This window comes from Streptomyces chromofuscus (genome assembly GCF_015160875.1).
GTDB lineage: Bacteria > Actinomycetota > Actinomycetes > Streptomycetales > Streptomycetaceae > Streptomyces > Streptomyces chromofuscus.
In genome coordinates this window covers 2,961,027-2,973,410 of the sequence record NZ_CP063374.1, presented here as the reverse complement: position 1 = coordinate 2,973,410, position 12,384 = coordinate 2,961,027, and the positions used below count along the sequence as shown (strand labels likewise).

10 protein-coding genes are annotated in these 12,384 nt (G+C 72.3%); 6 read left to right on the top strand and 4 right to left on the bottom strand.

The window, feature by feature from the left end; all coding sequences use genetic code 11:
• Positions 1-18 precede the first annotated feature (18 nt).
• The gene (locus IPT68_RS13330) at positions 19-1,308 is read left to right on the top strand and encodes a citrate synthase (protein ID WP_189701961.1); all 1,290 of its coding nucleotides are present in this window, start codon (positions 19-21) and stop codon (positions 1,306-1,308) included.
• 645 nt (positions 1,309-1,953) lie between these two features.
• Here IPT68_RS13330 and IPT68_RS13325 read toward each other — a convergent pair.
• Complete coding sequence (locus tag IPT68_RS13325; protein ID WP_189701962.1) at positions 1,954-4,188, bottom strand: heavy metal translocating P-type ATPase; 2,235 nt, start codon at positions 4,186-4,188, stop codon at positions 1,954-1,956.
• 127 nt (positions 4,189-4,315) lie between these two features.
• A complete protein-coding gene (locus IPT68_RS13320; protein ID WP_189701963.1) occupies positions 4,316-4,555 on the bottom strand; it encodes a heavy-metal-associated domain-containing protein in 240 nt (79 codons plus the stop codon).
• Between the two features lie 957 nt (positions 4,556-5,512).
• Here IPT68_RS13320 and IPT68_RS13315 point away from each other — a divergent pair.
• Positions 5,513-6,556 carry a zinc-dependent alcohol dehydrogenase family protein gene (locus tag IPT68_RS13315; protein ID WP_189701964.1) on the top strand — a complete coding sequence of 348 codons (1,044 nt, stop codon included), beginning with the start codon at positions 5,513-5,515 and terminating at the stop codon, positions 6,554-6,556.
• On the opposite strand, the gene IPT68_RS13310 is transcribed toward IPT68_RS13315, so the two are convergent.
• A complete protein-coding gene (locus tag IPT68_RS13310; protein WP_189701965.1) occupies positions 6,537-7,136 on the bottom strand; it encodes a GNAT family N-acetyltransferase in 600 nt (199 codons plus the stop codon). The two genes, IPT68_RS13315 and IPT68_RS13310, sit on opposite strands and share 20 nt — an antisense overlap.
• Positions 7,137-7,210: 74 nt before the next feature.
• Positions 7,211-7,411, bottom strand: a complete 201-nt coding sequence (locus tag IPT68_RS13305) for a helix-turn-helix transcriptional regulator (protein ID WP_189701966.1) — start codon at positions 7,409-7,411, stop codon at positions 7,211-7,213.
• Positions 7,412-7,804: 393 nt separating this feature from the next.
• On the opposite strand from IPT68_RS13305, the gene iolC reads away from it, so the two are divergent.
• From iolC to iolD, 4 genes are read left to right on the top strand one after another with little or no spacing between them, the layout of a single operon-like run.
• Positions 7,805-8,791, top strand: a complete 987-nt coding sequence (gene iolC / locus IPT68_RS13300) for a 5-dehydro-2-deoxygluconokinase (RefSeq protein WP_189701967.1) — start codon at positions 7,805-7,807, stop codon at positions 8,789-8,791.
• Complete coding sequence (locus IPT68_RS13295) at positions 8,788-9,669, top strand: Cgl0159 family (beta/alpha)8-fold protein (protein WP_189701968.1); 882 nt, start codon at positions 8,788-8,790, stop codon at positions 9,667-9,669. The genes iolC and IPT68_RS13295 overlap by 4 nt, the downstream gene beginning before the upstream one ends.
• Before the next feature lie 7 nt (positions 9,670-9,676).
• Positions 9,677-10,498: a 5-deoxy-glucuronate isomerase gene (gene iolB / locus IPT68_RS13290; protein WP_189701969.1), complete on the top strand. Its 822-nt coding sequence runs from the start codon at positions 9,677-9,679 to the stop codon at positions 10,496-10,498.
• Positions 10,495-12,372, top strand: coding sequence for a 3D-(3,5/4)-trihydroxycyclohexane-1,2-dione acylhydrolase (decyclizing) (gene iolD, locus IPT68_RS13285; protein WP_189701970.1), 1,878 nt, complete (start codon positions 10,495-10,497; stop codon positions 12,370-12,372). The genes iolB and iolD overlap by 4 nt, the downstream gene beginning before the upstream one ends.
• Positions 12,373-12,384: the final 12 nt, after the last annotated feature.

The window sequence follows — 12,384 nt, the reverse complement described above, 5'->3', positions numbered from 1 at the left end:
ACGTCGGTGAGGGAAGACGTGAGCGACAACTCTGTAGTACTGCGGTACGACGGCAGCGAGTACACCTACCCGGTGATCGACAGCACCGTCGGGGACAAGGGCTTCGACATCGGAAAGCTCCGGACCCAGACCGGTCTCGTGACCCTGGACAGCGGTTACGGCAACACCGCCGCATACAAATCCGCCATCACCTATCTGGACGGCGAGGCGGGCATCCTCCGCTACCGCGGTTACCCGATCGAGCAGCTGGCCGAACGCTCCACCTTCCTGGAGGTCGCCTACCTGCTGATCAACGGCGAGCTGCCGACCGTCGACGAGCTCACCGGCTTCAAGGACGAGATCACGCGGCACACCCTGCTGCACGAGGACGTCAAGAACTTCTACAAGGGCTTTCCCCGCGACGCCCACCCGATGGCCATGCTGTCGTCGGTGGTCTCGGCGCTGTCCACCTTCTACCAGGACAGCCACAACCCGTTCGACGAGCAGCAGCGCAACCTCTCCACCATCCGCCTGCTCGCCAAGCTGCCGACGATCGCCGCGTACGCGTACAAGAAGTCCGTCGGCCACCCGTTCGTCTACCCGCGCAACGACCTCGGTTACGTGGAGAACTTCCTCCGCATGACCTTCTCGGTCCCGGCGCAGGAATACGAGCTGGACCCGATCGTGGTCGCCGCGCTCGACAAGCTGCTGATCCTGCACGCCGACCACGAGCAGAACTGCTCGACCTCCACGGTCCGCCTGGTCGGCTCCTCGCAGGCGAACATGTTCGCCTCGATCTCCGCCGGCATCAACGCCCTGTGGGGCCCGCTGCACGGCGGTGCCAACCAGTCGGTGCTGGAGATGCTGGAGGGCATCCGCGACTCCGGCGGTGACGTCGACTCCTTCATCCGCAAGGTGAAGAACAAGGAGGACGGCGTCCGTCTGATGGGCTTCGGCCACCGGGTCTACAAGAACTTCGACCCGCGCGCCAAGATCATCAAGGCCGCCGCGCACGACGTGCTGTCCGCGCTCGGCAAGTCCGACGAGCTGCTGGACATCGCGCTGAAGCTGGAGGAGCACGCGCTCTCCGACGACTACTTCGTCTCGCGCAGCCTCTACCCGAACGTCGACTTCTACACCGGCCTGATCTACCGGGCCATGGGCTTCCCGACCGAGATGTTCACGGTCCTGTTCGCCCTCGGCCGGCTGCCGGGCTGGATCGCCCAGTGGCACGAGATGATCAAGGAGCCGGGCTCCCGCATCGGCCGCCCGCGCCAGATCTACACGGGCGTCGTCGAGCGCGACTTCGTCCCGGTCGAGGAGCGCTGATCCGCCGCGGCCGCCTGACGCACAGCAGGCGGCCGCACTCAGCTGGGCGGCTCGGCTGCTCCGCGGAAACAGCCGAAGCGTCAAAGCGCGGCTGAGCAGCACTGGGCAGAGCAGAGGCACAGCAGAAGGCGCCCCGGCACGCCGGTCCCCCCACGGGCCGACGACCAGGGCGCCTTCCCATGTCCCGGTGCGGATTCCCCCCACGGGATCCGGCCGGGCGTCTGTGAGAACCAGCGCCTGAATCGCTGTTACTGCGTGACCGAGTCACTGCGTCACTCGGCTACTTCCGTGCTTCGGCTGCGGCCTGCCGGGACAGCGCACGCTGGGAGGGCCGCTCAAAGCTTCCCGGTGTACGTGTCCCGGCAACGCATCTCTGAGGAAGTCCCCCAAGACATCCCCAGATGCCAGGAGGCGCCCCCCAAGACGCCGTCTGACATCGCCAACTTAGACCTTCGAACCCCTTCGATGGTTACGTTCACATCACTGTGATCTGCGTCTCTTGCATATGTCCCCATAGATACGCAAGAGGCCCGATACGACGAACGGGGCTCAAGCGTAAGGATGATGCGCGAGCCTTGTGAAGAGCTTATGTGAGGCTCGCGTCGTACTGAAGGGGGATCCCGCGTTTCGCTGGAAGGCCCTGGCTCAGCGGAACGCCCGCAGTCGCAAACTGTTCGTCACCACGAACACGGACGACAGCGCCATCGCCGCCCCCGCGATCATCGGGTTCAGCAGGCCCGCGGCGGCCAGGGGGAGGGCGGCCACGTTGTAGCCGAACGCCCACAGCAGGTTGCCCTTGATGGTCGAGAGGGTCCGGCGGGACAGCCGGATCGCGTCCGCCGCCACCCGGAGATCTCCGCGCACGAGGGTCAGGTCGCCCGCCTCGATCGCCGCGTCGGTGCCCGTGCCCATCGCGAGCCCCAGATCCGCGGTGGCGAGCGCGGCGGCGTCGTTGACGCCGTCGCCCACCATGGCGACCGTGCGCCCCTCGGCCTGCAGCCGCCGTACGACGTCGACCTTGTCCTCGGGCAGCACCTCGGCGATCACCTGGTCGATCCCGACGGTCTCCGCCACCGCCTCGGCCACGCGCCGGTTGTCCCCGGTCAGCAGCACCGGCGTGAGCCCCAGCGCGCGCAACTCCCGTACGGCCTGCGCGCTGGTGTCCTTCACGGCGTCCGCGACCGCGAGCACCCCCCGCGCGACCCCGTCCCAGCCGACCACGACGGCCGTACGACCGCTGCTCTCGGCCTTGTCACGGGCACGGGCCACGTCGTTCGGCAGCTCCTCGAAGAGGCGTCCCGCGGCCACCTCACGGCCCGCCACGCGCCCGCGTACGCCCCGCCCGGGCACGCTTTCGAACCGCTCGACCGCCGGCAACTCGCCGACCCGCTCCTCGGCGCCGACGGCCACGGCCCGCCCGACCGGGTGTTCGGAGGCGTGTTCCAGGGCGCCCGCGAGAAGCAGCAGCTCCCGCTCGTTCGTGCCTTCGGCGACGTACACCTCCTGGAGGGTCATCCGGCCGGTGGTCACCGTCCCGGTCTTGTCCAGGACGACGGTGTCGACGCGGCGGGTTGACTCCAGTACCTCGGGACCCTTGATCAGGATGCCGAGCTGGGCGCCGCGGCCCGTGCCGACCATCAGCGCGGTGGGGGTGGCCAGGCCCAGGGCGCACGGGCAGGCGATGATCAGTACGGCGACGGCCGCGGTGAACGCGGCGACGGTGTCACCGGTCGCGCCGAGCCACACCCCGAACGTGGCGATCGCGAGCAGCAGGACGATGGGTACGAACACCCCCGCGACCTGGTCCGCGAGCCGCTGCACCTGCGCCTTGCCGTTCTGCGCCTCCTCGACCAGCCGCGCCATCCGTGCGAGCCGGGTGTCGGCGCCCACCCGGGTGGCCTCGACGACCAGCCGGCCCCCGGCGTTCACGGTCGCCCCGGCCACCGTGTCCCCGACCGTGGCGTCCACCGGCGCGGACTCGCCCGTCAGCATCGAGACGTCCACGGCCGAGGCGCCCTCCACGACCGTTCCGTCGGTGGCTATCTTCTCGCCGGGGCGTACGACGAACCGGTCGCCGACGGCCAGGTCGGCGACCGGCACGCGAACCTCGCGACCGTCGCGCAGTACCGCCACGTCCTTCGCGCCGAGCTCCATCAGGGCCCGCAGCGCGGCGCCCGCGCGGCGCTTGGAGCGGGCCTCCAGATAGCGGCCGAGCAGGATGAAGGCGGTGACTCCGGCGGCCACCTCGAGGTAGATCGTCGAGGCGCCGTTCGTACGGGAGACGGCGAGCTCGAAGGGGTGCCGCATGCCCGGCATGCCCGCGTCCCCGAGGAACAGTGCCCACAGGGACCAGCCGAACGCGGCCAGCGTGCCCACCGAGACGAGGGTGTCCATGGTGGCCGCGGCGTGCCGGGCGTTGGTCCAGGCGGCCTTGTGGAAGGGCAGACCGCCCCAGACGACGACGGGGGCCGCGAGGGTGAGGGAAAGCCACTGCCAGTAGTCGAACTGGAGGGCGGGGACCATCGCGATGAGGACCACGGGGACGGAGAGGAGCACGGAGACGACCAGGCGCTGCCGCAACGGGGTCGTCGGCTCTTGGTCCTGCGGTGACTGCTCCGGCTCGGGTCGCGGCGGCGCGGGCTCCTCGGCCGTGTAGCCCGTCTTCACCACCGTGGCTATCAGGTCGGCGACCTGGATCCCGGCCGGGTAGCTGACGCGCGCCTTCTCCGTGGCGTAGTTGACCGTCGCGCTGACGCCGTCCATCCGGTTGAGCTTCTTCTCGACGCGGGCCGCGCAGGAGGCGCAGGTCATCCCGCCGATCAGCAGTTCGACCTCGGAGACCGGCGTGGCTATGGAGGTCTGTGTGGTGGTGCTGGTCATGTCCGACTCCAACTGCGACTCCAACTGCGACTGCGACTGCGACTGCGACTCCGGACGACGGACCGGACCGTACCGGGCCGATCTGGGAGTCGGTCCTCCGGTACGGTCCGGTGCGGGGACGTGTGCCTCAGGCGCGGCCGGCCAGCTCGAAGCCGGCCTCGTCGACGGCCGCGCGCACGGCCTCCTCGTCCAGCTCGGCCGCGGAGACGACCGTGACCTCGCCGCTGGCCGCGACGGCCTTCACCGAGCTGACGCCTGGCAGCTGGGAGATCTCGCCGGAGACGGCGCCCTCACAGTGTCCGCAGCTCATCCCGCTCACCTTGTAGACGGCGGTGACGGAGCCCGTGGTGTCGGTCTGCGCGGTCATGTCGTTCTCCTCGTCGAGGCAGGTGGGGCCGACGGGACCCAGGAGGGTCCCCGTACATATGTACAGTATACCCCTAGGGGGTACCAGTCCAGGAGTGTTCGCGGTGGGCCGGCGACCCGCGCCGAGGCCCTCCCGGGCGACGCCTCCGCGAACCCCGATGCCCGCGGCCGGACGGCGGTGCGGTGGCCTGGAGTCCCCCGGGGGTGTGCGGCAGGGCGACTCCGAGACGCGGCCCGGCGACCGGGCCGACGCGACGGAGGCGTCCGTTCGGGTGGCGACGGGCGAGCGGGGTGCCGCCGACGGTCGCCGTCCGGAGGCCGGCCCGAAGGGGGCGGGTACCCCGTGCGGGCCCCCTGTTGCCGGCGCTTCCGAGGCGAGACCGGCGCCGGCGACCGTCGGCGCCCCGCACCTCGGGCGTCCCGCCCGTCGGGAAGCACCCCGGCGTCACGGCGACGGCCGGGTCGGGTGGGTGGCGGGATGGGTCACGGCGGGTCCCTCGTGCTCCGGTGGCGCTCCTGCGGAGGCGATTCGTCCGAACCCTACGCGGGTGCGGCCGGTACCGCAGTCCGGCGACCGGCGTCGGCGTGAGGGCGGGGCAGGTTCCCGGACGGGGTGGGCGGTCAAAGCTGCGTGACGCTCACGTCGTGCGGGCAGGCGGCCAGGGCGGATGTGCTCCGGCGAGCGGGCTGGCGGCCAGGGCCCGTGATCCGCACGGCATGCGGGTCGGCGGCCGAGGATGTGACGCTCGCGACATGCGCTTGGCCCCGGGCCCGTTGCGCCGGCTGCACGCCCGGTTTCGGACCGAGCGAGGGGCGAGTCGGCCGCTGCGGTGACCCGAAGCGGGCGGGACGCGGAGGAGCGGCGGCCGTGCGACAAGGTGGCGGCCGGAGGTTAGCGTTCCGCCGGGTGCGCGGTGTGCGCCCGGGGCGTGGACGACACGGAGACGAGGGGCGACGGATGCGGGCTGTGGTGTTCGAGCGGTTCGGGGAGCCCGCCGAGGTGCGGGAGGTGGCCGACCCGAGACCCGCGGAGCACGGGGTGGTGGTGCGGGTCGAGGCCACCGGGCTGTGCCGCAGCGACTGGCACGGATGGCAGGGCCACGACCCGGACATCACGCTGCCCCATGTGCCCGGTCATGAACTCGCCGGTGTCGTCGAGGCGGTGGGCGCCCGGGTGACCGGCTGGCGGCCCGGCGACCGGGTCACCGTGCCGTTCGTGTGCGCCTGCGGCACCTGCCCCTCCTGCGCGGCCGGCGATCAGCAGGTGTGCGAGCGCCAGACACAGCCCGGCTTCACGCACTGGGGCTCCTTCGCCCAGTACGTGGCGCTGGACCACGCCGACGTGAACCTCGTCGCCGTCCCGGACGGCCTGACCTTCACGACGGCCGCCTCGCTCGGGTGCCGGTTCGCCACGGCGTTCCGCGCGGTGGTGCAGCAGGGCCGGGTGGCGGCGGGCGAGTGGGTGGCGGTGCACGGGTGCGGGGGAGTGGGCCTGTCGGCGGTGATGATCGCGGCGGCGTCGGGAGCGAGGGTGGTCGCCGCCGACGTCTCGCCGGGGGCCCTCGACCTGGCGCGCGCGTTCGGGGCAGCGGAGTGCGTCGACGCCTCGCGCACCGAGGACACGGCTGCCGCGATCCGCGACCTCACCGGCGGCGGCGCCCACCTCTCCCTCGACGCCCTCGGGTCCCCCGCCACCTGCGCCGCCTCCGTCGACGGTCTGCGCCGCCGAGGCCGGCACGTCCAGGTCGGCCTGCTGCCCTCACCGACCGGAACGACGCCCGTCCCCATGGCCCGCGCCGTCGCCCTGGAACTGGAACTGCTCGGCAGCCACGGCATGGCGGCCCACACCTACCCGCCGATGCTGGCGTCGGTCCGGGCGGGCGTCCTGCGCCCCGACCTGCTGGTGACCGCGTCCATCCCCCTGGACGCCGCCCCGGCCGCGCTCGCCGCGCTGGGCAGCGCCCCGGGCGCGGGGGTCACGGTCATCGAGCCGTGGAGCTGACCCCGATGTCCGAGGGGACCTCGACGTGGCCGCGGTGGACGGCCCACTCCCGGTCGAGGACGGCCATCAGTACCTCGTCCACCCAGTCGCCGTCCCGCCGGGCCGACTCCCGTCGTACGCCCTCGACCACGAAACCGGCCTTCCGGTAGACCCGCAGGGCGCGGTGGTTGTCGCCGTACGCCTCCAAGTGGACGCGGTGCAGCCCCAGTCGCTCGAAGCCGTGGCCGACGATGAGCCGGGTGGCCTCCGTGCCGAGGCCACGGCCGCGGCCGCCCGGGCCGATGAGGGTGCGGAAGTTGCAGCTGCGGGTGTGGGGGTCCCACTCGTTGAGGACGACCTCGCCGACGATTTCGCCGGTGTCACGGTCGGTCACGGCGAGGTCGAGCCGGTCGGGCTGTGCGGACCGGGAGCCGTACCAGGAACGCAGGCCCTCCAGGGTGATCTCGGTGGACGGGGCGAAGGTGAAGCGGACGACCTCGGGGTCGCTCAGGATCTCCCCCATCGTCTCGGCGTCGGCCTCCGTGAACGGCCGCAGCACGGTCCTGTCACCGGTGAGCACCGGCTTGTCGGAGAAGCTCATGCGCACGACTGTGCCTCACGGGGGACCTGGGGCACCACGGAATTCCGCCCGGGGGACACCGCGCCGGCGTTCGGTCAGTCCGTCCGCCGGCCCCGGTTGCCGGGCCGGGAGGCGACCCAGGCGCGGACGGTGTCCGCGTACCAGTAGGGCTTGCCGCCCTCCACGTGGTCGGGCGGGGGCAGCAGCCCGTGCTTGCGGTACGACCGCACGGTGTCCGGCTGCACCTTGATGTGCGCCGCGATCTCCTTGTACGACCAGAGCCTTCGGTCGGTCATGAGGGCACCTCCTCGCGCATGCCGCGGCGGCGGCCGGGGGCGGCCGTCCGGGGGAGCCGGGCGCTGCGCCGGCGATCAATCACCACGTCTGTGCCCCGCCAACGACGGAGAGTGACGGCACGAAAGCGCCTGTGAACCGGATGTGGCGCGCGGCCCGCGTACACCGGACATCCGTGACACGGCAGTGGTCTTTGTGACAGAGGTGAAGCAAAGGCGTGCGCCGGTGTGTCGAGCGGGGCGCGTTGACATCGAAGGGCCGGCCGGGTTCCGTCTCGCACATCAACCGCACTGGTCCGAATGTCTGGACAAACTATTGACAGGCCTCCCGCCCGGAGACTAGAAACCGGAGAGGAGCCGCCGACGGAGGCGTGACGGGAACGCGAAGGGATCTCGATGGCGTACGACCTGATCACCATGGGGCGGATCGGCGTTGACCTCTACCCGCTGCAGACCGGCGTCCCGCTCCCACAGGTGACGTCCTTCGGCAAGTTCCTCGGCGGCTCCGCGGCCAACGTCGCCGTCGCCGCCGCCCGCCTTGGCCGCCGCACCGCGGTGATCACCCGCACCGGCGACGACCCGTTCGGCACCTATCTGCACGAGGCGTTGCGCGCCTTCGGCGTCGACGACAGCTGGGTCACCCCGGTGCCCGGACTGCCGACCCCGGTCACCTTCTGCGAGGTCTTCCCGCCGGACGACTTCCCGCTGTACTTCTACCGCCGGCCCAAGGCCCCCGACCTGGAGATCGACTCCGGCGAGCTCGACCTCGACGCCATCCGGGCGGCCCGCGTCTTCTGGGTCACCGGCACCGGCCTGAGCGAGGAGCCCAGCCGCACGGCGACCCTCGCGGCCCTCGCCCACCGCGGCAGGTCCGGCACCACGATCTTCGACCTCGACTGGCGCCCTATGTTCTGGCAGGACCCGGACGCGGCCCGCCCCTTCTACGCCGAGGCCCTCCAGCACGCCACCGTCGCCGTCGGCAACCTCGACGAGGTGGAGGTCGCCACCGGCGTCCGCGAACCGCACGCTGCGGCGGCGGCGCTCCTCGGGGCCGGTGTGTCCGTGGCCGTCGTCAAGCAGGGCCCCAAGGGAGTCCTCGCCGTCAGCGGCGCGGGCGAGTCCGTCGAGGTCCCCCCGCTGCCGGTCGACGTGCTCAACGGCCTCGGCGCCGGCGACGCCTTCGGCGGCTCTCTCTGCCACGGCCTCCTGGCCGGCTGGGACCTGGAGAAGACCATGCGGCACGCCAACGCCGCCGGCGCCATCGTCGCCTCCCGCCTGGAGTGCTCCTCCGCGATGCCCACCCAGGCGGAGGTGGAGGCGGCCCTCAGCGCGGGCGCCGTGCGCGCCGCGGCCCCCGCCCACTCCACGGGAGCCACCCAGTGACCGTCGACGTCGCGGAGCTCGTCCACACCCGCATCCGCCACCCCGAGGCGATCGCCGAGGCCGCCGCCCGCCGCGTCCGCCGCCCGCTGCTCGGCGCGGCCGGCCGCCTCATGATCGTCGCCGCCGACCACCCGGCCCGCGGCGCGCTCGGGGTCGGCGCCCGCAAGATGGCCATGGCCAACCGCGCCGACCTGCTGGAACGCCTCTGCCTCGCGCTCGGCCGCCCCGGTGTCGACGGCGTCCTCGCCACCGCCGACATACTCGACGACCTGCTGCTGCTCGGCGTCCTGGACGACAAGGTCGTCATGGGCTCGATGAACCGCGGTGGCCTCCAGGGCGCCCGCTTCGAGCTCGACGACCGCTTCACCGGCCACCGCCCGGAGGACATCGAGCGCCTGGGCTTCGACGCCGGCAAGCTGCTGCTGCGCATCGACTACGACGACCCGGGCTCCCTGACCACCCTGGAGTCCACCGCCCGCGTCATCGACGCCATGGCGGCGCGCCGGCTGCCCGTCTTCGTCGAGCCGTTCATCAGCCGCCGGGACGCCGAGGGGCGGCTGCGCAACGACCTGTCCGCCGACGCCGTGACCCGGTCCATCGCCATCGCCTCGGGCCTGGGCGGCAGCTCGGCGTACACCTGGCTCAAGGTCCCCGTCACCGACAACCCCGACGACATGGCCCGGGTCATGCAGACCACGACCCTGCCGGCGGTGCTGCTCGGCGGCGAGGTCGGCGACGATCAGGACAGCGCGTACGAGAAGTGGCGCGGCGCCCTCCAGCTCCCCACGGTGCGGGGGCTGGTGGTCGGCCGGTCGCTGCTGTACCCGGCGGACGGCGATGTGGCCGCCGCCGTGGACACCGCCGTAGGACTGCTGTGAGGGCCGCATGAGCAACGAGTTGTACGTCCCGAGGGGCGCCACCGCCGACCCGTACTACGCGCTCGACATCGACCCCGAGCTGGCCGGCTGGACCCACAGCAGTCTGCGGATCGTCGAGCTGGCCGCGGGCGGCACGCACACCTTCACCACCGGGGACAGCGAGTGGATCGTGCTGCCCCTGCAGGGCGGTTGCCGCGTGCGGGTGGCCGACGACATGTTCGAGCTGCTGGGCCGGGAGAGCGTCTTCGCCGGGGTCTCCGACTTCGCGTACGTGCCCCGTGACGCCCAGGCACAGATCACCTCCGGCGCGGGAGGCCGCTTCGCCCTGGCAGGAGCGAAGTGCGGGCGACGACTCCCCGCCCGCTACGGCCCCGCGCCGGAGGTGCCCGTCGAGGAGCGCGGCAGCGGCACGTGCGCCCGGCGGGTGCGCAACTTCGCCTCCGCCGACGCCTTCGCGTGCGACAGGCTCATCGCCGTCGAGGTGATCACCCCCGGCGGCAACTGGTCCTCGTACCCGCCGCACAAGCACGACGAGCACCGGCCGGGCGAGGAGTCCCGGCTCGAGGAGATCTACTACTTCGAGATCGACGGGCCGGACGGCTTCGGCTACCAGCGCGTGTTCCCCTCCCGGGAGGGCGGCGCCGACGTGCTCGCCGAGGTCCGCACCGGCGACGCCGTCCTCGTCCCGGACGGCTGGCACGGACCGTCCATCGCCCAGCCCGGCCACGACATGTACTACCTGAACGTCATGGCGGGCCCGGGCGAGACCCGGGAGTGGCGGATCTGCTTCCACCCGGCCCACGTCGACAGCACAGGGGTGTACCGATGACCACCAGGCTCACCGTCGCACAGGCGCTCGTCCGCTTCCTGACCGCCCAGTACACCGAACGGGACGGCGTACGGCAGCGGCTCATCGGCGCCACCTGGGGCATCTTCGGCCACGGCAACGTCGCCGGGATCGGCCAGGCGCTGGTCGAGTACGCGGACGAGATGCCGTACCTGCAGGGCCGCAACGAGCAGGCGATGGTGCACGCGGCGGTCGGCTACGCCCGCCAGTCGGGCCGCCTGTCCACGCACGCCGTGACCACCTCCATCGGCCCGGGCGCCACGAACCTGGTCACCGGCGCCGCCCTCGCGACCATCAACCACCTGCCCGTCCTGCTCCTGCCCGGCGACGTCTTCGCCGCCCGCCCGGCCGACCCGGTCCTGCAGCAGCTCGAAGTGCCGTACGCGGGTGACGTGTCGGTCAACGACAGCCTGCGCCCGGTCTCCCGGTACTTCGACCGCGTCACCCGCCCGGAGGCCCTGATCCCGGCCGCGCTGCAGGCCATGCGGGTGCTCACCGACCCGGTGGAGACGGGCGCGGTCACGCTGGCGCTGCCGCAGGACGTGCAGGCCGAGGCGTACGACTGGCCGGAGGACTTCTTCGCCGAGCGCACCTGGGTGGTACGCCGCCCGGGCGCCGACCCCACCGAACTCGCCGAGGCCGTGACCACGGTCAGGGCCGCCCGGCGACCGCTGCTGATCGCCGGCGGCGGCGTCCACCACAGCCGCGCCGAGGATGCCCTCGCCGAGTTCGCCGAGGCCACCGGCATCCCGGTCGCCTCCACCCAGGCCGGCAAGGGCTCGCTGCCCCACGACCACCCCCAGGACGTCGGCGCCGTCGGCCACACCGGCACCGCGACCGCCGACGCACTCGCCCGCACGGCCGACCTGGTGATCGGCGTCGGCACCCGCTTCACCGACTTCACCACCGCGTCCGGCACGCTCTTCGCCCACCCGGACGTCCGTTTCCTCAACCTGAACATCGCCGCGTACGACGGCCACAAGCTCGCCGGCTCGCCGCTGATCGCCGACGCGCGCAGCGGCCTGGCGGAGCTGACCGAGGCGCTGGTGCTGCACGGCCACCGGGTGGCGGACGCGTACGTCACCGGCTACACCGAGGACAAGGCCCGCTGGGAGCGGCGCGTCGACGCCGCCTACGCGGCCGCCGAGCCGGACCGACGGCCGACGCAGCCGCAGGTGCTGGGCGCGCTGGACGCCCTGGTGGACGAGACGGACGTGATCATCAACGCGGCCGGTTCGATGCCCGGCGACCTGCACAAACTGTGGCGGGCCCGGTCCTTCGACCAGTACCACGTGGAGTACGGCTACTCCTGCATGGGCTACGAGATCCCGGCCGCGATCGGCGTGAAGCTGGCCGCACCCGACCGGCCGGTGTGGGCGCTCGTCGGCGACGGCACCTACCTGATGATGCCGACGGAGATCGTGACCGCCGTGCAGGAGGGCATCGCGATCAAGGTGTTGCTGGTGCAGAACCACGGGTACGCGTCCATCGGCGGGCTCTCCGAGGAGACCGGCGCGGAGCGTTACGGCACCGCCTACCGCTACCGCGCGGGCGACGGCAGGTTCTCCGGCGCCCCGCTCCCCGTCGACCTCGCCGCCAACGCCGAGAGCCTCGGCATGCGGGTGCTGCGCGCCCGCACCGTACGTGACCTGCGCGCGGCCCTCGCCGAGGCGCGGGCCGCCGACACTCCCACATGTGTCTACGTCGAGACCGAAACGGCAGACACAGTGTCGGGCGCGCCCGAGGCGCAGGCCTGGTGGGATGTACCCGTGGCCGAGACCGCGACCCGACCGTCCGCGATCAAGGCCCGTGAGCTGTACGAACGGCACGTCTCGACCCGACGCCGCCATCTGTGAAGGAGTAACCGG